Origin of the sequence: Desulfofundulus luciae, from assembly GCF_030813795.1 — a bacterium.
GTDB lineage: Bacteria > Bacillota > Desulfotomaculia > Desulfotomaculales > Desulfovirgulaceae > Desulfofundulus > Desulfofundulus luciae.
In genome coordinates this window covers 33,047-54,848 of sequence record NZ_JAUSUX010000014.1, presented here as the reverse complement: position 1 = coordinate 54,848, position 21,802 = coordinate 33,047, and the positions used below count along the sequence as shown (strand labels likewise).

Below are 21,802 nucleotides of genomic sequence, written 5' to 3'. Positions count from 1 at the left end.
CCCCGGGACTTTAGAACCGGGTGGGTTTTTCACGCCGGGCGTAGAGCCGGCCGGGAAACTGCCTGACCAGGCCCTTGACCTCCAGAAACATCAGGGCGGACAACACCTGTTGCGTGGCCAGTCCCGTATTTTCAATAATTATATCCACCGGTACGGGGTCACCAGACAGCATCCCGTAAACCGTTTCCTCCTCGGTAGTAAGCCTGGGCATTACCGGGGACTGAAGATGTTTTCCCGGGAAAAGGCAGGTGATGCCCAGTTCCTCCAGGACATCCGCCACGCTTTCCACCAGCCGGGCACCCTGCTTGATTAACTGGTTGGGACCGCGGCTTTGCGGGCTGGTTACGGGACCGGGCACGGCCATCACATCCCGCCCCTGGTCCAGGGCCAGGTCCGCCGTAATGAGGGCGCCGCTTTTCTCCGCGGCTTCCACCACCACCGTGGCCCGGGATAAACCGCTGATGATCCGGTTGCGTACCGGAAAGTGCCACGCCTCGGGGGGAGAACCGGGGGGAAACTCGCTGATCACCGCCCCGGCTTCGATAATTTCGTCCATCAGCCGCTTGTTTTCCCGGGGGTAAACCACATCGACGCCGCAACCCAGCACGGCCACCGTCCGTCCCCCGGCCGCCAGGGCACCCCGGTGGGCGGCGCTGTCAATCCCCCGGGCCATGCCGCTCACCACGGTTACCCCCGCCCGGGCCAGTTCCCCGCCCAATTTCTCGGCCACAGTCACACCGTAGGGGGTGGGCCGCCGGGAACCCACGACGGCCACCGCCTGCCCACCGGGCGGGGGCAGGGTACCCCGGACAAAAAGACCGGGCGGGGGATCAAAAATGACCCGCAGCAACTGGGGATAGTCACCATCCTCAAAGGTGATATAGGTTATGTTTTGTTCCTGTAACCGGGCCAGTTCTTCCTGGAGATCCAGTTCAGAGCGGCGGCGCACCAGGTGCGCCGCCCCCCGGGGCTCAAAACCGCCCCTGGTGACCAGAGCTTCCCCGGAGGCCATCCAGGCCGCCCCGGGGGAACCAAACCTTTCCACTAAGTTCCAGATACGCTTGGCACTACCGGGCAGGAGATACTGCCAGCCCATCCAGTAGACTTTCTCATCCACCACGCTCACCTCGGGTTGAAAAGGCATTCGGGAAAGAAAGGTAAAACTCCTGCCCCAATGGGAAAATTTGTACCACCAATGAATATATACTAGTGGAATTCACCGGGGTAGCAAAAAGATACCACGCCTTACAGAGGGATGGCAAGATGGGCATCTTTTTCAGACATATTTTTACCCTGATGAAAAAGAGGTTTTGCCGCTGTACCGGCACAGATGCCCTTCTGCCCCTCCAACAGGACGTGGACCGGCTCAAAAAAGAAGTTGCCCTGCTCAGGGAACTGCTGGAATCTCAGCACTGGCGCATAGAAAAATTTCACGTTGACCGCATGCATGTGGAACAATTCACCATCAACCTGGAAAACATCAACGTAGATCAACTGGGGGGCGCATTAAATGTAGGTATAACCCATAGCTGCCTGGTGGGCAAAGGGGACCTGCCCGCACAAAAAGAGCCGGAGGACCCAAAGGACCCCCCGGCAGCACAAACCGGAAACCAGGGAGGCTATATCTTAACCTTCCGTCCCCAACGTTAATCCACTGGGCCTGGCCAGCATGTCCAGAATGGCGTCCAGGCTTTGCTCCTGCACCAGGAGGTCTCTGAAAAGATCCCCGGCTTCCTTCAGGCGCTCAAAAATAGTGTTTATGTTAAAGTCGACCGGGTTCACGTTCAGGGACTGGACCTCATCCCAGGTCAGAGGGGTTGAAACAGGGGCGCCGGGCAAAGGGCGCAGGCTGTAAGGAAAGGCCATGGTTTTACCGCGCCCGTTCTGTAAATAGTCCAGGTAAACTTTCCCCTTTCTCTTGGGCACTGCGCGTTCCAGGGTGGTCCGGGCGGGATAGACCCGGTTGACCAGTTGGGCGATATACTCCATGGCCCGGGCGACATCCCGGAAAGGATATACCGGCCGGATGGGGATGAACAGGTGCAATCCCCTGGCCCCGGATGTTTTGGCGAAAGCCTGGAGGCCAAACTCCGCCAGGGCTTCACGCACCAAAAGGGCAACCCGCAGGATGTCCCTGAAAGTGGCGCCTTGAGCCGGATCCAGGTCCATTACGGCAATATCGGGACACTCTATATTGTCCCGTATAGACAGCCAGGCGTGCACTTCAATGCAGGCCTGGTTGGCAAGCCAAAGTAAAGTGGCCAGATCGTTGCAGATTATGTAGTTGATTATCCTCTCCGAATGGTGGACGGGAAAGGTTTCAATCCAATCGGGAGCATAATCAGGACATTCCTTCTGATAAAAAGCTTCCCCGCTGATGCCGTCGGGATAGCGTTTCATGACCAGGGGGCGGTTATGAATATACGGCAGCAAAAAGGGAGCTATATCGCTGTAGTATTTTATCAAATGAGCTTTGGTTAAACCTTCTTCGGGCCAGAACAGCTTGTCCAGGTTGGTAAAGGAAAGGGATTTTCCCAAAACCTTGCTCATCTCCTGGTCCATGTTTTTACCCCCTCACCCTATTATGGCTTCAATCAACCCGACCTAAAACCGGGGCACCGGCAAAAGCACTAAAGTCCTCCCTGGAACATATCTTGACACAAAGGCCTTTACAGAGGCGGTGTCTATGGTGACCATCATTATCGGCACCATCAAGGTCAACAGCATCCAGTCCGGCGGTACGCTGATCGTGGGCGAGCGGGTGGTTTGCCTGCCCACCAGTGAAATGACGGTCCAGGCCGGCCCGGGTTCCCTGAACTCCGGTGATGGAAACATGTACGGCACTTATCCCCTTGAAAAGTTACCAAGGCAAAAGGCGGCCAAATCCCTTAAATAGGCAAATTTTCAGGAGAGGTTTATAATGCCCGTAATTATTGGCGCTTTTAAAATAAATCAGATTCAGGCCGGAGGAACCTTTAATCTGGGGGAGGTTAATATCTCCGCCAGTAAGAACACCATGGATCTTAGCGCAGATCAGGGTTCCTTTAACGTGGGCGATTTTAATATTGCTATACTCAAGCATATCGATCTCTCCACTACCCTGCAGGGCATTGGACGGGGTCTTCACGTGGATTCAGATTTAATCGATAAACAGATTTAAGCTCGAAGAAACGCAACCTGATAATATTGACAGGTTTCCCAAAAAGTGAAAGCGGTTAATTTAATCCCGGGAAAGGATGGGGATAGACAGTGAATGAAGAAAAAAATAACTTTCTTTTGCAGCTTCTAAGTATCCGGGAAAATATACTCAAAAAGATTCAACCCTCCCTGTTGAACCTGGCGGAGCTGGCGGCATTGGACTGGATGGGTAAAGACACGAAAAGAGAGCATAATTCCCCTGTTCCCGCCCACGTTCATGAGCTGGGTGACGAAATCATCGCCGTGGTCGAGATCCCGGGATTGCAGAGGCGGGAAGACCTGCATCTTTCGGTCAGGACCAGCAGTTTGGAAATCCGCGGCCGCCGTTTTAAAAGGCTCCCGGAACCCAAAAGCCAGGCTACGGTGCTGCCTGCCGGGACGGCAGAAGAATTTCAGCAAGTAGTAAATTTCCCCTGCCCCGTGAGGCCGGAGACGGCCACGGCCTCTTACCGCCACGGCTTACTGGAGGTGCGGGTGAAAAAAGCTCCCCATACCAGCAATGACAATGTTATTATCCAGTTTCTGTAAACTATGCGTGACAACTGCTAACAGGTTATCACAATCCCTTCTGGGCCCCAACATGGAATGAAGGCTGCATCCTTTGATGCAGCCCTTCATTAATAACTATTTAACTGGCGTTTGACCCGTAATAGAAGAACCCTTTGCCGAAGAAGAGCAAGATCAAGATCAGGAATAAGATTAAGGAGAAGTAGTCGTAAAAGGGATAATAGGAACCGCTCATCATAAACCCCCTTGCTCAGTGCAACTTCTTTTGAGCACGGGCTGTTTTCTACTTGGGATTACCCCAGTAGAAAATGCCATCCCCAAAGAAGAGCAAGATCAAGATCAGGAACAGGATTAAGGAGAACTGACCGTAAAAGGGATAATAGGAACCGCTCATCTTAACCCCCCCTTCTTTACAAGTTTGAAAGTAAAAGAAGCATCTACTCTTGAGTTTCCAACCGGATAGTCTTACTTCGGGTTGCCGTGGTAAAAAGCCCCGTCCCCAAAGAACAACAGGATCAAAATGAGGAACAGGATGAAAGAAAACTGCGGATAACCACCGGTTAAACCATAACCCATTTGGAGTCCTCCCTTCAGTATTTGGTACCATATTATGGAGCAATCCCGGCAATGGTGACAGTTAAAAAATTTTTTACCCCAGAAGATAATGGCATTCCCGGGGTGATTTATCCGGTCGCAAACCCCGGTAGCTGCAATGCCGCAGTAGGCCACCGGCTGTTAAGTCAAGATACTCTACGGCGCAAACCAGTACTGGTTCCACCGCGATGGTGCGCCGAACCTCTACCGGCGGCAGGGTCAGAACAGGCCGGGGTATAACGAGGCGTGACAACAGTTCCAGCAGGTGTTCCTCCTCCTCCCGGCTGAACCCCGTACCTACCTTGCCCTGGTAAACAAGCTCCTCGCCCCGGTATCCACCCAATAACAGGGCACCGAGACGCCGCCGGCCACGCCCCACCTGGTAACCGCAGATGACCAGATCGGCCTCCCTGGTGTTGCGGAATTTGCGCCAGTAAGGGGAACGCCGGCCGGGGAGGTAGGGGCTGTCCAGGTGCTTGGCCATGGCACCTTCCAGACCCCGGGCAACGCAGGCGGCAGTAAAGGCCCGCCCATGATGCAAAACAAATTCGGACACCAGCACCTGGTCACCGGGCTTAATCATTTCCGCCAGGAGTTCCTTGCGGCGGCGTAAAGGTTCGTTTAACAGGGAGCGGCCACCGGCGTAAAGCACATCGAAAGCCATAAGAATGGCAGGGTGCCGGCGGGCCGTGCCCTTAATCTTGAAAGGATCTTCCAGCCGCCCCCGGGCCTGCAGGGCGGCAAAAGAAGGCCGGCCATCCTGAAAAATGACGATTTCCCCGTCAATAATGGCCGGCTGGTTTTTTACACATTTATGCAGTTCCTTTAATTCAGGGAAAGTGGCTGTAATATCCCGCAAGTTGCGGGAGCGCAACAGCGTACCGCCGTTCAGGTAGGCCAGCACGCGGTAGCCGTCCCATTTAACTTCGTAGAGAAAACCTGGGCTGTCAAAGGGCCGTGATGATGTGGCCAGCATGGGCCGCAGCAGTGGTAGAGATGCCTGCCCCTCCACGGTGCATACCTCCCCCGTTAGTCCTTTCGGGTGGTCGTTCCTTTTGTTTAATAAAGAAGGAAAACTTTACGCCTCCCCAACTGCCTTTTTGCGTCCCCGGCGGCGGGGCTTTTTAGGAGCAATTTCTTGTTCTCCGGGAGCATCCCCGGTTGCTTGCCGGCCCCGTTCCTTTTTAGCCTTTTCGATGCTGGCCTTCAAGGCCTCCATCAGGTCCACCACCCTGGCCGTTTCCGGCCGGGTGGGTTCGGCCACCTGCCGGCCGGCTACCCGGGCCTGGATTAATTCCATGAGCGCATGCCGGTATGCATCGGTATATTTCTCCGGGTCAAAGGAAGCCGTAAGGCTGTTGACTAAATTTACCGCCATCTGCAGTTCCTTTTCCGGCACCTCCACCCGGTAGTGCATTTCTTCAATGGCCCCGGCATCCCGTACCTCATCGGGATAAAACATGGTGCTCATGGACAGCACACTCCTGGCCACCCGCAACACGGCCAGGCTCACCTTGCTGCGGATGGTCACCCGGGCCACGGCCACCCTGCCGCTCTCTTCCATGGCCCGCTTTAACAGCTCGTAGACCTTTTCCCCGCCGCCGGCGGGGGCCAGATAGTAAGCTTTGTCGTAATAGATAGGATCTATTTCCCCCAGTTCCACGAAATCCATGATTTCAATGTTGTGCCCGTCTCCCCCGGGCAGGGCGGCAAAGTCCTCTTCCCGCAAGATGACATAACGCCCTTTTTCATACTCGTATCCCCGTACCAGTTCCTCCAGGGGAACTTCTTCTTCGCAGTAGGGACAATAGCGCCGGTACTGAATGGGGTTTTTGCACTTTTCGTGTAAGTAGTTAAATTTTACATCTTTCCTTTCCGTAGCCGCATACATTTTGACGGGCACGTAAACCAGGCCAAAACTAACTGCCCCTTTCCAGATCGGACGCAAACGCCGCCACCCCCAGACAAAAAATATTGTTACCGGCTCACTCGATCCGGGTCTAAACCTAAACGGAGCACGAAAGATGCTGCCTGCGCGGGAAAGTTACGGTAAATAGTAGGAAAAAAGCCATCCTGAAGCTCTGATACCTTTAAGCTAGGATGGCCCTAATCCTGACAAATTATGAAGTTATCCGGCGAGTCCTGCCGGACATGTAAACAGCAACGCGGTATACCCTGGGAATTTTTGAAAGCCCAAACGGTTATAATAGAAGTTACACATATGTATCGACAGGGGTGGTTTGATATGGATTTTTACCCTGATAGAGTAATATTTGAACAGGACGCCCTGGAATATCCTTTAGGTAAATCCCTCTGGGAATCATTTAAACTAGCCGACATTGAGGTGATTGTAACCCGTTCCCATAACAGGATAACTGGCATCCCCGGGAAAAATCCGCAGGAAGCCTACAGAGAAGCAAAGAGAACGCTGGTATTTGGCGTGAGGAGAACTCTTACCTTTCAAACCTGTAAACCGTCGGCCCATTACCAGTTGCCATTGACCACTTCCTGCCCCGGAAAGTGTGAGTACTGTTATTTGCTCGGCAGCCTGCCCAATAAGCCCTACATCAGGGCTTATGTCAACATCGAGGAAATCTTGGAGAAAGCCAGGGACTGTATCATCCAGAGAAAACCTGAAGTGACCATATTTGAAGGATCCGCCACCTCCGACCCGGTCCCTGTGGAAAAATACACCGGGGCACTGGCCAAAACCATTCTCTTTTTTGCCATCCAGGATTTTGGCCGTTTTCGCTTTGCCACCAAATTCACTGAGATTGACTCACTTTTAATTTTAAAACATAACGGGCATACAACAGTTCGTTTTAGCGTAAATACTACCAGAATAATAAAATCCTTTGAACATGGGACGCCAAATCTGGAACAGCGATTAAAGGCAGCCAGAAAAGCTATAGAGGCTGGTTATCCCACGGGGTTCATCATTGCTCCCATCATAGCCTACCCCGGCTGGGAAACGGAGTACATAGATTTATTAAAAGCAATAAGGGAGGCCCTCCCTGACTCTCAGGTGTTGTCTTTTGAATTTATCACCCACCGGTTTACCGTACGGGCAAAAAACAGAATAAAAACGCTGTTCCCCAATACCGTTTTACCCATGAATGAAGATAACAGGAAGTTCAGGTTCGGCCAGTTCGGTTACGGGAAATATGTTTACGCCCCGCAGTTAATGCACCGTTTAAAGGAAACCCTCGTTTCAAAAACAGAGGAACTGTTTCCCGGGGCAAAGATCGATTACTTCGTCTAACCCGAAACGTAAGTGTTCAGTCAACCCGCTTAAGGAACGGCCCAGCACTCACCACAATATGACTCTGCTCCCGGTGTTTCAGGTTTAATTGACAAATCAGGTTTTGGGAAGAACTAGTATTCCAGTGAGTGCTGGGTCCCGCTCACTCCCTGGCTTCCGCGTAAGATGCGCACCGCGGCTCGCTTCGGGCCGCCCTAGCAAACAAAAGGGCGGCAGGCCGTCCCGCCAAATACGCCCGGGAATGGTCACCGCCCGCTATATTTTTCTGGAAGTGCTAAATAAATTTTTTACTCACCTTTTCCCCATTGTAAGAGAAAAGCACCTTTTTATTATCAATGACCGTCTCCAGGTGCACCGGCCTCCCCCAGAGGCGGTATACGTAAGGTAAAGTCTTTTCCAGATAAAACACATCCAGCTCCAGGCCCTCGTAACAGTGTTTCAAGTATAAATCGCCCCGTTTATTGAAATCCCCGTCTTCCACCACGATATAGGGGTAGCCGCCGTTGGTCAGGCTGGAAAGGATGCCGTCTTTGACCTTTTCCCAGTCTTTGTCCGATACCTTCCAATCGTAGCCCATCTTTTTGTAAAGATAAAGGTCCATTTCCTCTATTAGTTCTTTGGTCAGGTAGTTCCTCAGGAAGGAAATATCATTTTCCTGTTCACGCACCTCGAAGATCTTCTGCCTTCCCTCACCGCCAGAGCGGTTGTATTTTTTCCTCTCTTCCCCGGTGGGCTCGTTCCAGCGCCTTTCAATGTCTTCAAAAATTTTCAATCCCAGGTGATAGGGATTCAGGCGCACCCGGGAAGGTTGAATTACCCCGGCATGCATTTTGGCGAACTCTACCGCTTCTGCCTCAGTAAGATCTATTTCCCGCATAATGCGCAGGTGCCAGTAGGTGGCCCAGCCTTCGTTCATAATTTTTGTTTCCAACTGGGGCCAGAAATAAAGCATTTCCTGACGGATTACGGATATAATGTCCCGCTGCCAGTCGTCCAGATCCCGGGCATGTTCCATAATAAACAGCAACAGGTCTTTTTCCGGCTCCGGGGGGAACTTCCTGGGTTTTTCACACTGCCCGGCGCATTTGGGCTCATCGATCTCCCACAGGTCATCATAGGGGGTTTCCTCCCGGTGTCGTTTTCCGCACTTCCTGCCCTGGCCGCAGGCACAGGAACCTTCTTCCTTTTCCTGCTTTTTCTTTTCCCGACCGGCCTTTATGAAATGATAGGGGTCTACGTGTTCCTGGATGGAAATCACCGCGTCCAGAAAGGCTTCTACCCTGTCCTTGCCGTACTTAAGCTCGTAACCGCGGAATCTCTCGGCCGCACTGGCCATGGACTCCACCATATTGCGGTTGGTATGCTTGAAGTAGACGTTGTTTTTAAAAAAGTCGCAGTGGGCCAGAACGTGGGCTATCACCAGCTTGTTCTGGACCAGGGAATTGCCTTCCAGGAGAAAGGCGTAGCAGGGGTTGGAGTTTATTACCATTTCGTAGATGCGGCTGAGGTTGTAATCATACTGGGTTTTCATTTTATGGTACGCTTTGCCAAAGGTCCAGTGGGAGAAACGGGTGGGCATGCCGTAAGCCCCAAAGGTATAGATGATATCCGCCGGGCAGATTTCAAAATACATATCATAAAAGTCCAGACCAAATTCCCGGGCTTTGGCGGTGATTATTTCCACGGCTTCCGAAAGCTTGTGCAGCTCTTCTCCGGTCATGTTAATCAACCTCCAGTTTTCCCTGGTGCCAAAGAATGTTCTTGTATATAGATTATGTGGGAAGCCGGGGCGAGTTGTCTTTAAACTAAAACAGTCCCGGGATCATGAAAAATAGGTCTTGCCGGGCTAAATTTTCCTGATCACTCCTCCTGTTTTCCCGGAGACTCAGGTTCAACACAAGCCACCATGTTTTTCCCTTCCTTTTTTGCTTTATACATGGCCCTGTCAGCTTGAGCTATCAGGTCATTTACACTGGCAGTTCCCCTGCCGCTATATTCCGTAGCCCCAATACTGGCCGTGACAACAACGTCCATTTCTGGCAATAACCTCTGCCCTGCTATCTGGGATCTTATACGCTCCAGGGCAATCTGCGATCTATTCAGGCTGGTATCCGGCAGCATAATTATAAATTCCTCTCCACCGTACCGAACCACCTTATCTGCAGCCCGCAAAGCCTTCTTTATTATGCCGGCCGCAGCACATAAAACCCGGTCACCCGCATGGTGACCGAACCGGTCGTTTATCACTTTAAAATCATCAAGATCCAGCATGGCAACCACCAGCGGCTTTTCCTTCCTCTGAGCTTCTTTAAGGAGCTGGTTCAATAACGGGTATAAAGCGAGCCTGTTATACAGTCCCGTAAGCGGGTCGTGTTCTATCCTGTCTTTAAGCTGCAGAAGAAAACTATCAATGACCACCAGTATTTGAGCCAGGAATTCCGTAGCGCGATCTATGTATATCCACTGGACGGGATCGCTATCCCGGCGGATGCCCATTACCTCCCGAAGTGCCCTGGTGTGGATATCCAGAATGTTTGCCGCCTGAACATGTTTCTCGTCCAGGCTGTGTGTCAGGTCCTGATAGGCTTCCACGAGCACTCCTTCGGTTCCACCCTCACATACATATCGTTCAAGGTAATTTTTATAAGTATTATAAAAGGCCTCTGAAGCCAACTCAGGTGCACCTCCTCCCCACCAGTACGCTGGCATCGTCTTCCGGAACACCATATTTCTCCATTATCGTAACCGCCAGGTATAAACCATCCTGTCGCCACAGATGCCCGTCACCCCGGTCGGGCACAAAGCTACGCCTTATTCCATCAGAACATACTATTATAAGAGCATAATCATCAATCCTTACATTCCGGATAACCGGCACAAGCCTCCGCCCTCCTACCACCCCGGGCTGCCCCGGCAAAAACTCCAACCTTCGATCACCAATCACCCAGCCCCTTATGTTCCCTACCATGATATAACTTAGAGCCGCATTGTCCAGGGTACCGAGGAAGAGGGCACATCCCCGGATTCTGGCAGCAACCCTTTCGATATCACCGTACACACCCGGCAGGTCTTCCTTATGTTCTTCCAGAACTCTGTGCAGCCCTTCCGCACAGCGATGAGCTTCTTCACCGTGTCCCAGCACATCCATTACCGAAATAAAAAGTTTATTATTTCCTTTATATGCACAACAAAGGTCCCCGCCCACTGGATAGCCTGTCCGCGGCCTCCAGCACGACCAGACCTCCCAGCCATGGCCGGCCGCCGTGGCCTGTTTAAAGAAAGTCAAAATGTACGCCTCCTCTTCTCCGTAATAACCACCGTCCCCTTACCCACTTCGGAGTGAATGGCGAAGGAATCCATCAGACGTTTTACTCCCGAAAGGCCTATACCGAGACTGCGCTCCCAGGTGGTATAGCCCCGCGTCAAGACCAGCTCGATATCAGGGATACCGGGGCCGCGGTCGGCGGCAATTACTTCAATGCCCGGACTATCCCTGTCCTCCAGCCGCTTTCTTATCATTATCCTGCCCTGCCTGGCGTACCGGTAGATATTCCGGGCCAGCTCCGAAACCGCAGTGGCTATCCTGGTAACATCGGCCAGGGAAAAGCCGATCTCCTGGGCCAGTTGTTTGGCCATCTGCCGTGCTACGGCAATGTCTTCCTCTCGAGTAATGCGGACCACTATATCAAAGTCCTGCGCCGGGCCCTCAATTATGGTGGTTATCCTTTCCTCATACACCTCTATCCCTCTCCTGGAAAGAGCCGGCCAGTACCAGGGCATGTTCCAGATTCCGCGCCACCGTGACCTCCTGCAGCACCACACCCATCTGGGCCAGAGTCAAAGCTACAGGGGGTTGAATGCCGCACAATACAGTGCGGCACCCCATGAGGCGGGCCATGGCAGCCGTTTCTGAAAGGGTGTAAGATATGTAGCTATCAATCACTTCCACCATCCTTACATCCAGTATAACCGCCTTGGCCCTCGTCCGCTCGATTTCCTTCAAAAGCTGCTGCTGCAGCAGGCCTACCGTCCTGTCGTCCAGGTCGATCTGGATGGGCACCAGCAGGTAGCCATTCACCTGCATAATGGGCACAACCCTGTCCTCAAAGCTCATCATCTTCACCGCTTTCTTCCAGCCTGCCGCCCGCCAGACTTAGGGCAAGCTGCCTGCGCCTCTTCCTTTCTTCCATGGTTATGGCTATCCCGCGGCGGAGAGCATCCTCCAGGTCCCTGGCGATGGTAACCATCTGGAAGTCTACTCCCAGTTTGACAAGGGTATGGGCAACCTCCGGCTTGATACCGGTAAGAATGACCTCGGCACCTAAAAATTTTATGGCGTTAAACATCTCCATAAGAAATCCCCCGACCACCGTATCGATCATGGGGACACCCGTAACATCCACCAGCACCACTTTCGCCCTGACGGAACTAACCCTGTTCAGCAATCTCTCCGCGATATTCTGGGCACGCTGGCCATCCAGGTTTCCAATCATGGCTACCAGTAAAATATCCGTCCATATACGAATTATTGGGGTGGCCAGCTCCGAAAGCATCTGGCGGAGCTGCATTAAAACATGTTCATTTTCGCGCCGCATCTCCCCGGAAACCTTCAATGCGGCCCGGAGTATATCAACAGCCGGGAAAGAAGCATGTTCTCCTGCAATATGCAGTATTTTCGCCCCTACTTCTTCTTCACCCAGGTCTTCAATTAAAGAACGCAGAGTTTCAAACAAGCCGCCTGCTGCTTCTTTGCTCAGCGCTCCCTCCATGACCCGGCGCCACAGGTCTTTTTGCCTGCCGTCTGTCGTGAGGCCATTGACGATTTCCGTCACCTTAATAGCATCCATCAATACTTCCCTCCATAGCCTGTAGCCTGAAGACCATTTTTTGCTATTTCGACATAATTCCTTATTTTCCTGCCGGAAGCCCTCGCAGGAGCTGACCTTTCAAAACGCCTTCATTAATGAGAAAAACTGCAGGGAAAAACCCTGACTTCCCTGCAGCTACGTTTCTCTACTACAACCCGGCCTTTATGATTACTTCAGGGGAAACTCCAGACCTGTGGTTTTGCACTTCCGGCTTTCGCCGGGATCCGCCATTTTTTCTTTATCCAGACCTCACAATACCTAACTCAATTAAACCACTGTCTGAAGTTACCGTCAAGAATAACGCCGCCGTTCATTTACACCGTTCTACGCCCCGCCTGGAGAAATACCGCCGTCACCCCCCTGATACCCGTCAGTTTAATCCTGTACCAGGACACCGGGGTTGTTCCGGCAGACGGCCAGGCACGCCTCCACCACCTGCGGGTCGTAAAGGACGCCGCTGTTCCGGCTGATTTCTTCCAGGGCGGCCTCCATACCCAGGGCGGCCCGGTAGGGCCGGTGCGAAGCCATGGCTTCCACCACGTCGGCAACACCCAGGATCCGGGCCTCGGGAATGATGGCCTCTCCCCGCAGCCCGTTCGGATAACCGCTACCGTCCAGTCTCTCGTGGTGCTGCAGCATTGCCTGCGGTACCGGCCAGGGGAATTCTATGCCCTTCAGCACCTCGAACCCCAGCACCGGGTGCGCCCTGATCAGCTGCAACTCCGGTTTCGTCAGCCGGCGCGGCGCGGTGAGGATCTCTGCCGGGATAGCCATCTTGCCTATGTCATGCAGCAACGCGGCGAGCCGGAGACCCTCCACCCGGTCTTCCGGCCACCCCATCTCCTGGGCGATGGCGCAGGCCAGCCGGGCCACCCGCATCTGGTGGCCCGCTGTGTACGGGTCCCGTAATTCCAGCATCCTGCTGATGGCCTCCACCGTACCGTACAGCATCTGCCGCAGCCTGGCGACCGTTTCGTCCAGCTTTCTTTCCAGGCGCAGCCGCTTGATCCCAAGGGCAATGTCGCCTGCAATTTCGGTGAGAAAGGCCATTTCCTCGGGGCCAAAAGCGTCCGGAAGGTGGGAATAAACATTAAGGGTTCCCACAACCTCGCCCTCGTGCACCAGGGGAATGGCCGCGCTTGACGCATAACCACGGTTCATCGCTTCCTCGCGCCAGGGCGCATGCCGCGGGTCGCCACATATGTCCCTCACCACTACGGGCTCGCCCGTCCTGATGGCTGTGCCGGTCGGTCCGGGATCCGTCTGGCTGTCGTCCCAGGTAACCTTTACTGAACGCAGGTAGCCGTTCTCAAAACCGCTGTGGGCAATGGGCATCACACCAAATGTCTCTTTCTCGGCAAGACCGATCCAGGCAAACCTGATAAATTCGAGCCCGGTGAGAAGCTCGCAAATGCGCTTGAACAGCTCGCTCTCCTCGCGGACTTCGAGAAGGAGAAGATTTACTTTTCTGGTGATCAGAATGTGGGCTTTAAGCCAGTTAGTATCCGGGGCTGTCCCGGAATTTTTCTCCGGACTTTGAGCTGGGACAACCCTTTCCTCGCTGTTCACTTCAACCTTCACTCCCATTGGTATGTCTAATGCTCTCAACTGGATGAATGCACAGGCAACAGTGTATCAGCCTGGTTTTGATATGGCACAGTTAAGCACAGATTACACGGAAATACCTCAAGCATCAGGAAAATTATACCGGGAAATTGCCTGACGAATGAAAATCAGGGGGAAAAAGGTAGGAAACGCGGGTAGACGCGGGGGAGGATGTGCGCCAAAACATTCCATATGAGGTATATTATGGTATAATCGGGTATCCTTACCCCCCCCCCCCCCGAACGCATGCTCTAAGGCTAAGTTTCTTTTCATCTGCACCATGGAAACCACCCAAATCCCTATCATAAAGATTTTTGCACAAATAAGATTCCTCGCAGGAAACAAAAGACCATTTATTTAGTCCCCGGCCTTCACCGGTCCTGCTCTCCGGTGGTACACTTTGCCAGGCTGTTATTCGACAAAAAAATGCTTTTCCTTCTTGTTTCGTCTGTTTTCCAGTGAAAAAATAGGTCTTGCCGGGACCAGATTTTTTTGTTAAGATTGGGTTAAGGAATTTTGTATACAAGTATACAAAATGCGGGGGGACCGAAAAAATGATGCCCTACCTGGTGACCTGGCTCGAAGGAGAAGAGGTGTGCTGGCGCTTTGTGGACGAAGATGAGCTGGCGGAGATCTGGGAAACGGAAAAACACTTCATAGTTACCAAACTCAACCTGGCTGCATAAAAAGACGAATGCAACCACCTGCCCGGCAATGGCATGCAAACATTTACCTGAATCCGGCTAAAATTATACGGGGAGCGCACCTTGCGTTCCCCTTGTTTTTTTGTTATCCAGGCACGACAGCGAATAGTGCCGGGTTAACAGGAAGCGTATCCATCGTTTTCTTTTATTTTTAAGTAACCAATATAACCGTAGACCCGTAATATATAACCGCCGGAAAAAGAAACGCTGGACACGGGGAACCTGCTCCAGGATGAGCCCGGACGTCGGTAAAGCGGTCGTTTTGTCGCCCTAAAATTTCCATAAGGAGGGGAACGCCGGAGTGAAAGTCCTGCCGCTGTCCGAACTGCCCATTGGCCAATGGGGACGGGTGGTGTCTTTAAAAGTACGGGGCATGACCAGATGCCGGTTACTGGACCTGGGCCTGGTTCCTGACACACCGGTCCAGGCGGTAAGGCGCAGCCCGCTGGGCGACCCAACCGCCTACCGCATCCGGGGAGCATTAATTGCCCTGCGCCGGGAAGAAGCCGGCCAGGTGCTGGTGACACCCTTATGATACTGCCGGCGCGCTGAAGGCAGCACTACTCACCTTTGCAAAACTGCCCGGGCGGCGGCCTACTTTTCCCGCAGTTCCTGTGCTCCGGCCCTACCGCCGCCTCCTCTGCCTTGTGCGAAGCCTTTGAAAAACCGCGGTACGCCATCCGCATCTTCTGCCACAGCACAAGTAGTGAGGTGTTTTTATGCCCCTTGCAACCGAACTGCGCGAAAGGTTTAACATCCCCCCGGATCCCGACGCTGCCGTAATTGCCCTGGCTGGCAACCCCAATACCGGCAAAAGCACCATTTTTAACGCCCTGACCGGGTTGAAACAGCACACGGGCAACTGGCCGGGCAAGACGGTGCTCCAGGCCCAGGGCACATTTCATTCCGGCGGCAAAAGGTACATCCTGGTGGACCTGCCGGGAACCTATTCCCTGCTGGCAAACTCGGCCGAAGAAATGGTCGCCCGGAACTTTTTATGTTTTGCCCGGCCTGACGCCACGGTGGTGGTCACCGACGCCACCTGCCTGGAAAGAAATTTAAATCTGGTTTTACAGGTGATGGAAATTACCAGCAAGGTAATTGTTTGCGTTAACTTTATTGATGAGGCGCGCCGGAAAAACATTTTTATTGATGTCGATTGCCTGACCCGGGAACTGGGTGTACCCGTGGTAATCACGGCTGCCAGGAGCGGCCTGGGCCTTAAGGAATTAAAGGCCGGGATCGACGCCGTGGTGCGGGGACAAATAGTTCCCACCCCTCGCCGGATGGTTTACGATCCAGACATCGAAGATGCCGTAGCCCAGGTGGAACAGCAAATACCCGGGGAAATCAAGGAATTGATCAACGCCCGCTGGCTTGCGTTAAGAATAATAGATCACGACCGGAACACTTTCGATAATATAAGACAATACTTTGAGGTACCGGAATGGGGTGTTTTGCGTGAGCAGTATAAATACTGCCCCACCTGAAGCCGGGCCCGGCGGGGTGAATGAAGCCCATAAGCTTGAGATACGGGACCGCATCGTCAAAACAATCTACCGGGAGGCGGAAGCCATCGCCGCCCGGGTGGTCAGGCAAACCGGTCCCAACAGGGATTGGGAACATAAAGTGGACGACATCCTCACTTCCCGCCTGCTGGGCTTCCCGGTCATGTTCCTGCTCCTGGGGCTGGCTTTCTGGATAACCCTGGTGGGAGCCAATTACCCTTCTCAGTTACTGGCGAAGGTCTTGTTCTGGGGGGAGAATCGGCTATCGGAAGTCTTTGTGTGGCTGGACGCTCCATCCTGGCTGCACGGGCTGGTGGTTACGGGCGTCTACCGCACCGCGGCCTGGGTGGTATCGGTGATGCTGCCTCCCATGGCCATCTTTTTCCCCATCTTCGCCCTGCTGGAAGAACTGGGCTACCTGCCCCGGGTGGCCTTTAATATCGACCCTTTATTTAAGATGGCCGGAACCCAGGGTAAGCAAGCGCTGACCATGAGCATGGGATTCGGCTGCAATGCAGCCGGCGTAATGGCCTGCCGTATTATTGAATCTCCCCGGGAAAGATTGATCGCCATCCTGACCAACGTGTTCGTTCCACTACCGCAACTTATTTCTGTACCGTGGATCCTGGCCTCGATTATAAGTTCACTGTTCATGACTGTTATACGGCGCACCAGAAGCCGGATTATTTTTTCCCTCTCCTCCCAGTTGAGGTCGTCCAGCCGTTCGGCTACTTCGCAGGCCAGTTTGCGCAGCGATTCCACGCCCTGTTCGGACAGGGCTGCCGCGCGCATGGCTTCCTGAAGTTCCGCAAGCCTGCCGCTGAGAATGTCTTTTTCCTTCTGGATGTCCAGGACGGCCCTTTCAAACATTTCCACGTCAACCAGACCCCGCCGGTACGCTTCAAATGCCCGTTCCCGTTCGCGGTCGAGCTGGTTGAAGCGTTTTTCAATACGGGCGATCTCTTTTTCCGTCAGTTCTGTTCCGGCATCCCGTCCCGTATCGCGGATCAGGGCTTCCGGGTCTTCAAGCCATTCGCGCACCTTCGCCCACACCGCTTCCTCAATCACGTCGGCCCGGTGCCTGTTGCCGGGACACGCCGGCGGGTTGCGCCTCTGTACACGTACGGAGGGCCAGGCGTTGGTGCACATATAATACCTGTAGACATTCTTCCGCGCGGACGACAGGCCGTAACCACCGGTAAGACTGCACCCGCAGTAGCCGCACCTGAGCAGCCGGCTGAGGTAATAGCGGTACACCCTCCCGCCATCCGGCCCTTTCCTGCGGGCATCCAGGCATTTCTGCAGGAGTTCCCACTTCCCGCGTTCAATCAGGGGAGGGACGGGTACAGGGATCCACTCTTCTTTCTGCCGCAGGCGGAGCGTCGTCTTTTCTCCCCGCTGGCGAGCCGCCTTGTGACCTTCCGTGTTGTACTGGTTTACGTAGAGAGTCCCCAGGTATACCGGGCTGCGCAGGATGCGCCGCACTGTTTGCCTGTGCCACCAGTTCCCTTTCTGAGAGGGGATTTTTTCCGCATTGAGCTGTCTTGCAATTTGAGCCGTGGACATCCCCCGGATTGCCATATCCACCATGCGGTGGTATATGGACGCCTGGAATTCGTCTATTTCGTATCGATCTCCAACGTACCGGTACCCGTAAGTGCGGGGATTGAATGGTAAGAGCCCCTGGCGGGCCTTCTTCAACCTGCCGAGACGGCTCCGGACTTTAATTTTCTCTTTTTCCAGCTCGGCTACGGCACTGCGCATGATGTAAAAGAACCGTCCCTCGGGAGTGTTCTGCCATTCCATCGTCACAAACTCAAGGCGGCACCCGGCTTTTTCTATCATATCCACCAGCAGGAGCTGGTGTTCCACTTTCCGGGAAAGCCTGTCGGGGTCGTAAACGATGAACACCGCGGCACCGCCGCTTACGGCCGCCAGCGCTGCCTGCAGCCCCGGACGTTCGAGTATTTCCCCCGTCACACCTTCATCACGGTACACTTCCACCCGCGTCGCACCCAGTTCCTGCGCTTTTTTCCGGCAGGCTTCCTCCTGAGCGTCCAGGGAATAGCCGTGCCTTACCTGATCTTCGGTACTTACCCGAACATAAACTACTGCTAGCACGTATACTCGCCTCTCTCACGGCGGATTTTTTCAAGTATTTTTGCGAAAGCATACTGGCGGGCTTCAGCAAGGACCTTCCGGCTCTCTTCTTCAGTACCGGTAAAGACTACCTTAACCGAATAATTTTCGGTTCCCTTTTTCTTTTTCGTCTTTTTCATCCCTGCACCTCCCCTAAATTTCTACAGGACTGCCGGGATGTCCTATGCTGAAAAAAACAAAAAAGCACGGGACTGAACCCGTGCCTTAAACCGCAACCCGCCTCGGCGGTATTTCCGCCGCGCAGCTCTTCTGTTCCCATAAAACTACCTTACCAGTTTCAAAGGACTTTCTCACGTCAATGAGCCGCTGGTTCCGGCTGCCCCGGAAGGGCAGGGACAGGTCCGCTTCCGCCTGTACGAACCGCCCGTCTATTACCACGTCGGCAAGGACAAGCAGCCGTTTCACCGCCGGGTCCGGGTGAGCCAGGAGTTCCTCCCAGGTGTAACCCGTGTAAACCCATAAGTCGAGCCCTCTGGATCTTACCTGCCGGGCTACCTCCACCAGGGTTGATGCCTGGCAAAAGGGTTCTCCGCCGGAAAAGGTGACGCCCGTAATCAACGGGCTTGACGGCAGGGACGCCAGCACGTCCGCCACGTCAACCAGGGTGCCGCCATCGAAATCCCACGAACCGGGGTTCTGGCAACCAGCGCACCGGTGCGGGCAACCCTGGACGAAAAGCACGTCACGCAGGCCGGGGCCGTCAACGACTGATTCGTATACCAGGCCGTTCAACCGGAGCTTAATACCGGTCTCCCTGGCGGCTAGGCGACCCAGGGCGGCAAGGTTGTGGTGGATTACCCGGTCCCGCAATTCTGCCAGCTTGGCCGAGTTCCAGCTGTCTGTCTCGGCAAGGTAGCCAGTTATGCGCCGGATACGGCGGATCGGGGAAACTTCCCAGGATTTGATTACATAATCTTCTCCGTCGATGTCAATTTCCACTTTTGACAGACGTTTCCCCGCCTGGCTGAAACGGGCGATTTCCTCCTGCACCAGCGTCCGGGCCTCTTCTTCGGAAACACCGGGGCTGTAAACAACTTTTACGCCATCAACATAGGTAACCTTAGACATAATTAATTGCTCGCCTCCTTCTGGTTAGCAAACAGAATTACTGCTTTTTTGATTGCTTCCGCCGCTTCCCGGGCCGGCAGAAGTTCTTCCACGCCGGTACCCTTTATGCCCGGCGCAATGTTAAAGTCGATAGCGTACAGCTTGCCGGCAGCCGGGATGAAGTCCACGGCGTACAGCGGGTACCTTATTTTGTGGTTGTAACTGTCCCTCTCCCGGGACAAGACCCGGACTTCGACGTCGCCGCAGTTGGACCGCCAGTCGTTGCGACTAAAATATTCCAGCCAAAATATCTTGTCCCCAATTTGGAGATACCGCCAGGTCAGTCCAAGACCGGACGGCAGAGCCGGGATGTATTGGACGGCAAAACAATCAGGATACTTCTCCAGGGCATCGCGCAGGGAAAGCATAACCTTGCCTTCCCCACGGTGGGCCTTTTCATTAAGATGAACGACCATGGCAAAGATGGTGTCGGAGCGGGGAATTTCCTCGAACCCGCGCAGCGTATATTTGTAAACGTCACGCATACGCCCAAAAAAGGGGACTTGCAGCCCCAAAGACTGCAGGTAAGCCAGTATTTGGGGCCGGCTCATCCCGCCGGTGGAACGGCGCTCAAAGATAAAGTCCGCTCCGCAACTATCGAACCAATGGTCGTAATAATCGTGGAAATCCGAAATTAACCGGACTTTTGGAGATTTTTCTGACAACATTGTTTTTCACCAAATTTATGCGGCGCCGGAAGCCCCGGCGTTTACGCCTGGGAAGGAGGCGCCGCCACTACCTCCCTTCTCTACCCGAATTTTTTCGTACTGCCACCCGTCGGCACGCTGCAAAAGCTTCATGTACCTGTGCGATACGCCCTGGCAGACACGGTGTCCGGAACCGTCCTTGATGTCGAAGTACCCGCTGGCGCGTACGGCCACCCGGCCTACCCAACGACCGGCGTACTTACCCTCGGGTACCTCGGCCGCCACCAGGTCGCCGGTCGTAAAACCGAAATACATTTTCTGTCTGGCCCGGTGACTCACTGGGAAACCGTACTTGTCGGTATTGCACATTTTCCGGGTCCCCCGCCCGAGGGCCGCCCAAACCTGGACGTACTCCTGGTTGATTGCGAGGTTCTCGGGTGTGCTCTCGCCCACGCAGCAGGCGTCGTAATAATGGGTCTTGGGCAGGTCCATCTTAAGACGATTGTATTTGGTGCGCGCCCCGGTGCCGCATTCTACCGACAGGCCAGTTTTCTTGAGCCGGTTGTACAGCGCCCACCGGGTAGCGTTTACCAGTGCTGCATCCCGCAGCGGCTCCTTGAGCTTCCTCAATATTTTGGGTAGATTTTCCGTCCGAACCTGATCAAGTTTCCGCTTGGATTGCTTTAATTTTTCCAGCCATTCTTCCGGCTGAAGGTTACCTTTTGCCTTATTACATTCCTCACAGGCCAGCGTTAAATTACTGATGCGGTCGGTACCCTTCGGCCCGCGTTTCGGGTTCCGGGGTACGACGTGTTCCACTTCCAAAGGTATTCCTTCTTTGCCGCAGTAGGCGCACTTTCGTCCCCACTTCTCCAGCAGGTACTCCCGGACTTCGTAGCCAAAAAGTTCTCCTTGCTGGTATTCCACGCCAGATATGTCCGGGTTCTGCATCAGCTGCGTGTCGAATTTAACGTGCTCAGTGGAGATGGCCGTTATGGGCAACCATCTGGTCAACTTATCGACCACGCTTAATGTTTGGGTTACCCGGGCCTCCAACGACGGTACCAGCCGTCCCTCCCGGTGACCGTTGTCGACAAAGTTCTTTGCCTTCTCGCACGGCCGGCAGTACCGGCTGCCGTGCTGCGCATTTTTACCGCAGACTGCGCATTTCTCCGGGTGCCGGTTGTTGAACCGCGGCTCGCGGTACCGTGTTTTCCGGTTCCGCCGGCTGCGACGCTGGTTCCTCCGGGCGTCCAGTCCGTCCTTGATACTTGGTTTGTGGTGGATCTCCCCCAGCAAGATAACCTCAGATCTGTTAGGAGTATCTTCCCGGAGAACAGCGAATCCGGTGGTCCTGCTCCCCGGATCAAGTTTCAGCCGCAGCGGCTGGAACCTGCTTTCTTCCGCTGTCCGGTCTTTGAGCCGGATGGTAAACGGGGACATCCTGTGGACTACCTCCCTGCCGCGCTCCAGCAACAACCTGGCTCGCTTCTCCGTGCAGGGCATTAACGGTTTCTTGTGTTTATCCAGTACAAATACCATAAAACCTTCCCCTTTCGGAGACCCCTTACGGGGCTTGTGACGCGCCCGGGCCGGACCAGCCCGGGCGTCTCTCCTGGCCAATGTTAAGGAGGTTTTTTGC

23 protein-coding genes and 2 pseudogenes are annotated in these 21,802 nt (G+C 54.0%); 9 read left to right on the top strand and 16 right to left on the bottom strand.

Going from position 1 to position 21,802, the window contains the following annotated elements; all coding sequences use genetic code 11:
- Nucleotides 1-10: 10 nt before the first annotated feature.
- Nucleotides 11-1,144, bottom strand: a complete 1,134-nt coding sequence (gene dprA / locus J2Z49_RS09585) for a DNA-processing protein DprA (RefSeq protein ID WP_307402504.1) — start codon at nt 1,142-1,144, stop codon at nt 11-13.
- 119 nt (nt 1,145-1,263) lie between these two features.
- Here dprA and J2Z49_RS09580 point away from each other — a divergent pair, with 119 nt between their 5' ends.
- Entirely contained in the window at nt 1,264-1,650 is a 387-nt protein-coding gene (locus J2Z49_RS09580) for a hypothetical protein (protein WP_307402502.1), read from the top strand.
- Here J2Z49_RS09580 and ligD (J2Z49_RS09575) read toward each other — a convergent pair.
- Nucleotides 1,627-2,562 carry a non-homologous end-joining DNA ligase gene (gene ligD, locus J2Z49_RS09575; RefSeq protein WP_307402499.1) on the bottom strand — a complete coding sequence of 312 codons (936 nt, stop codon included), beginning with the start codon at nt 2,560-2,562 and terminating at the stop codon, nt 1,627-1,629. The two genes, J2Z49_RS09580 and ligD (J2Z49_RS09575), sit on opposite strands and share 24 nt — an antisense overlap.
- A gap of 124 nt (nt 2,563-2,686) precedes the next feature.
- On the opposite strand from ligD (J2Z49_RS09575), the gene J2Z49_RS09570 reads away from it, so the two are divergent.
- From J2Z49_RS09570 to J2Z49_RS09560, 3 genes are all read left to right on the top strand, one after another.
- Nucleotides 2,687-2,896, top strand: a complete 210-nt coding sequence (locus J2Z49_RS09570; RefSeq protein ID WP_307402497.1) for a spore germination protein — start codon at nt 2,687-2,689, stop codon at nt 2,894-2,896.
- A 24-nt stretch (nt 2,897-2,920) separates the two neighbouring features.
- A complete protein-coding gene (locus J2Z49_RS09565; RefSeq protein ID WP_307402495.1) occupies nt 2,921-3,160 on the top strand; it encodes a spore germination protein in 240 nt (79 codons plus the stop codon).
- Nucleotides 3,161-3,249: 89 nt separating this feature from the next.
- The gene (locus J2Z49_RS09560; RefSeq protein WP_307402492.1) at nt 3,250-3,726 is read left to right on the top strand and encodes an Hsp20/alpha crystallin family protein; all 477 of its coding nucleotides are present in this window, start codon (nt 3,250-3,252) and stop codon (nt 3,724-3,726) included.
- A 628-nt stretch (nt 3,727-4,354) separates the two neighbouring features.
- Here the strand turns inward: J2Z49_RS09560 and ligD (J2Z49_RS09555) are convergent.
- On the bottom strand, nt 4,355-5,311 hold the full coding sequence (gene ligD / locus J2Z49_RS09555) for a non-homologous end-joining DNA ligase (RefSeq protein WP_307402489.1): 957 nt from the start codon (nt 5,309-5,311) through the stop codon (nt 4,355-4,357).
- A gap of 66 nt (nt 5,312-5,377) precedes the next feature.
- The gene (gene ku, locus J2Z49_RS09550) at nt 5,378-6,247 is read right to left on the bottom strand and encodes a non-homologous end joining protein Ku (protein WP_307402487.1); all 870 of its coding nucleotides are present in this window, start codon (nt 6,245-6,247) and stop codon (nt 5,378-5,380) included.
- Between the two features lie 297 nt (nt 6,248-6,544).
- Here ku and splB point away from each other — a divergent pair, with 297 nt between their 5' ends.
- Nucleotides 6,545-7,561, top strand: a complete 1,017-nt coding sequence (gene splB, locus J2Z49_RS09545) for a spore photoproduct lyase (RefSeq protein ID WP_307402485.1) — start codon at nt 6,545-6,547, stop codon at nt 7,559-7,561.
- Between the two features lie 274 nt (nt 7,562-7,835).
- Here the strand turns inward: splB and J2Z49_RS09540 are convergent, their stop codons facing one another.
- The 7 genes from J2Z49_RS09540 to J2Z49_RS09510 all read right to left on the bottom strand — a co-directional run bounded on the left by J2Z49_RS09540 (nt 7,836) and on the right by J2Z49_RS09510 (nt 14,016).
- On the bottom strand, nt 7,836-9,281 hold the full coding sequence (locus J2Z49_RS09540) for a SpoVR family protein (RefSeq protein ID WP_307402483.1): 1,446 nt from the start codon (nt 9,279-9,281) through the stop codon (nt 7,836-7,838).
- Nucleotides 9,282-9,421: 140 nt separating this feature from the next.
- Entirely contained in the window at nt 9,422-10,234 is an 813-nt protein-coding gene (locus J2Z49_RS09535) for a GGDEF domain-containing protein (protein WP_307402480.1), read from the bottom strand.
- 1 nt (nt 10,235) lies between these two features.
- The gene (locus J2Z49_RS09530) at nt 10,236-10,847 is read right to left on the bottom strand and encodes a PP2C family serine/threonine-protein phosphatase (protein WP_307402478.1); all 612 of its coding nucleotides are present in this window, start codon (nt 10,845-10,847) and stop codon (nt 10,236-10,238) included.
- A complete protein-coding gene (locus tag J2Z49_RS09525; RefSeq protein WP_307402476.1) occupies nt 10,844-11,299 on the bottom strand; it encodes an anti-sigma regulatory factor in 456 nt (151 codons plus the stop codon). Before J2Z49_RS09525 ends, J2Z49_RS09530 begins: the two co-directional genes overlap by 4 nt.
- On the bottom strand, nt 11,292-11,678 hold the full coding sequence (locus tag J2Z49_RS09520; RefSeq protein WP_307402473.1) for an STAS domain-containing protein: 387 nt from the start codon (nt 11,676-11,678) through the stop codon (nt 11,292-11,294). The genes J2Z49_RS09525 and J2Z49_RS09520 overlap by 8 nt, the downstream gene beginning before the upstream one ends.
- Nucleotides 11,665-12,408, bottom strand: coding sequence for an STAS domain-containing protein (locus tag J2Z49_RS09515; RefSeq protein ID WP_307402471.1), 744 nt, complete (start codon nt 12,406-12,408; stop codon nt 11,665-11,667). The genes J2Z49_RS09520 and J2Z49_RS09515 overlap by 14 nt, the downstream gene beginning before the upstream one ends.
- A gap of 396 nt (nt 12,409-12,804) precedes the next feature.
- Nucleotides 12,805-14,016 (bottom strand): HD domain-containing phosphohydrolase, encoded by a 1,212-nt coding sequence (locus tag J2Z49_RS09510; protein ID WP_307402468.1) that lies wholly within the window; start codon nt 14,014-14,016, stop codon nt 12,805-12,807.
- Between the two features lie 572 nt (nt 14,017-14,588).
- Here J2Z49_RS09510 and J2Z49_RS09505 point away from each other — a divergent pair.
- From J2Z49_RS09505 to J2Z49_RS09490, 4 genes and pseudogenes are all read left to right on the top strand, one after another.
- Nucleotides 14,589-14,720 carry a hypothetical protein gene (locus tag J2Z49_RS09505; RefSeq protein WP_307402466.1) on the top strand — a complete coding sequence of 44 codons (132 nt, stop codon included), beginning with the start codon at nt 14,589-14,591 and terminating at the stop codon, nt 14,718-14,720.
- Between the two features lie 319 nt (nt 14,721-15,039).
- Nucleotides 15,040-15,273, top strand: coding sequence for a FeoA family protein (locus tag J2Z49_RS09500; RefSeq protein ID WP_307402465.1), 234 nt, complete (start codon nt 15,040-15,042; stop codon nt 15,271-15,273).
- 184 nt (nt 15,274-15,457) lie between these two features.
- On the top strand, nt 15,458-16,228 hold the full coding sequence (locus tag J2Z49_RS09495; protein ID WP_307402462.1) for a FeoB small GTPase domain-containing protein: 771 nt from the start codon (nt 15,458-15,460) through the stop codon (nt 16,226-16,228).
- Nucleotides 16,209-16,883: pseudogene (locus tag J2Z49_RS09490) on the top strand (nucleoside recognition domain-containing protein); the annotation flags it as partial. The gene J2Z49_RS09495 and the pseudogene J2Z49_RS09490, both read left to right, overlap by 20 nt.
- A 410-nt stretch (nt 16,884-17,293) precedes the next feature.
- On the opposite strand, the pseudogene J2Z49_RS09485 reads toward J2Z49_RS09490, so the two are convergent.
- From J2Z49_RS09485 to iscB, 5 genes and pseudogenes are all read right to left on the bottom strand, one after another.
- Nucleotides 17,294-18,367, bottom strand: a pseudogene (locus J2Z49_RS09485) (recombinase family protein); the annotation flags it as partial.
- A complete protein-coding gene (locus J2Z49_RS09480) occupies nt 18,361-18,525 on the bottom strand; it encodes a hypothetical protein (protein WP_307402460.1) in 165 nt (54 codons plus the stop codon). The pseudogene J2Z49_RS09485 and the gene J2Z49_RS09480, both read right to left, overlap by 7 nt.
- Before the next feature lie 85 nt (nt 18,526-18,610).
- Entirely contained in the window at nt 18,611-19,474 is an 864-nt protein-coding gene (nrdG, locus tag J2Z49_RS09475; protein WP_307402457.1) for an anaerobic ribonucleoside-triphosphate reductase activating protein, read from the bottom strand.
- 2 nt (nt 19,475-19,476) lie between these two features.
- Nucleotides 19,477-20,181: an ATP-grasp domain-containing protein gene (locus J2Z49_RS09470; protein ID WP_307402454.1), complete on the bottom strand. Its 705-nt coding sequence runs from the start codon at nt 20,179-20,181 to the stop codon at nt 19,477-19,479.
- A gap of 15 nt (nt 20,182-20,196) precedes the next feature.
- Entirely contained in the window at nt 20,197-21,702 is a 1,506-nt protein-coding gene (gene iscB / locus J2Z49_RS09465) for an RNA-guided endonuclease IscB (RefSeq protein WP_307402450.1), read from the bottom strand.
- Nucleotides 21,703-21,802 lie beyond the last annotated feature (100 nt).

Bases quoted from the DNA above. Each gene is read 5' to 3' on its own strand.
- nrdG (WP_307402457.1), bottom strand. From the start codon at position 19,474: ATGTCTAAGGTTACCTATGTTGATGGCGTAAAAGTTGTTTACAGCCCC.
- J2Z49_RS09520 (WP_307402473.1), bottom strand. From the start codon at position 11,678: ATGATGAGCTTTGAGGACAGGGTTGTGCCCATTATGCAGGTGAATGGC.
- J2Z49_RS09510 (WP_307402468.1), bottom strand. From the start codon at position 14,016: ATGGGAGTGAAGGTTGAAGTGAACAGCGAGGAAAGGGTTGTCCCAGCT.
- J2Z49_RS09515 (WP_307402471.1), bottom strand. From the start codon at position 12,408: ATGGATGCTATTAAGGTGACGGAAATCGTCAATGGCCTCACGACAGAC.
- J2Z49_RS09505 (WP_307402466.1), top strand. From the start codon at position 14,589: ATGATGCCCTACCTGGTGACCTGGCTCGAAGGAGAAGAGGTGTGCTGG.
- J2Z49_RS09570 (WP_307402497.1), top strand. From the start codon at position 2,687: ATGGTGACCATCATTATCGGCACCATCAAGGTCAACAGCATCCAGTCC.
- J2Z49_RS09580 (WP_307402502.1), top strand. From the start codon at position 1,264: ATGGGCATCTTTTTCAGACATATTTTTACCCTGATGAAAAAGAGGTTT.
- dprA (WP_307402504.1), bottom strand. From the start codon at position 1,144: ATGCCTTTTCAACCCGAGGTGAGCGTGGTGGATGAGAAAGTCTACTGG.
- J2Z49_RS09470 (WP_307402454.1), bottom strand. From the start codon at position 20,181: ATGTTGTCAGAAAAATCTCCAAAAGTCCGGTTAATTTCGGATTTCCAC.
- iscB (WP_307402450.1), bottom strand. From the start codon at position 21,702: ATGGTATTTGTACTGGATAAACACAAGAAACCGTTAATGCCCTGCACG.
- J2Z49_RS09480 (WP_307402460.1), bottom strand. From the start codon at position 18,525: ATGAAAAAGACGAAAAAGAAAAAGGGAACCGAAAATTATTCGGTTAAG.
- ligD (WP_307402499.1), bottom strand. From the start codon at position 2,562: ATGGACCAGGAGATGAGCAAGGTTTTGGGAAAATCCCTTTCCTTTACC.
- J2Z49_RS09565 (WP_307402495.1), top strand. From the start codon at position 2,921: ATGCCCGTAATTATTGGCGCTTTTAAAATAAATCAGATTCAGGCCGGA.
- J2Z49_RS09495 (WP_307402462.1), top strand. From the start codon at position 15,458: ATGCCCCTTGCAACCGAACTGCGCGAAAGGTTTAACATCCCCCCGGAT.
- splB (WP_307402485.1), top strand. From the start codon at position 6,545: ATGGATTTTTACCCTGATAGAGTAATATTTGAACAGGACGCCCTGGAA.
- J2Z49_RS09540 (WP_307402483.1), bottom strand. From the start codon at position 9,281: ATGACCGGAGAAGAGCTGCACAAGCTTTCGGAAGCCGTGGAAATAATC.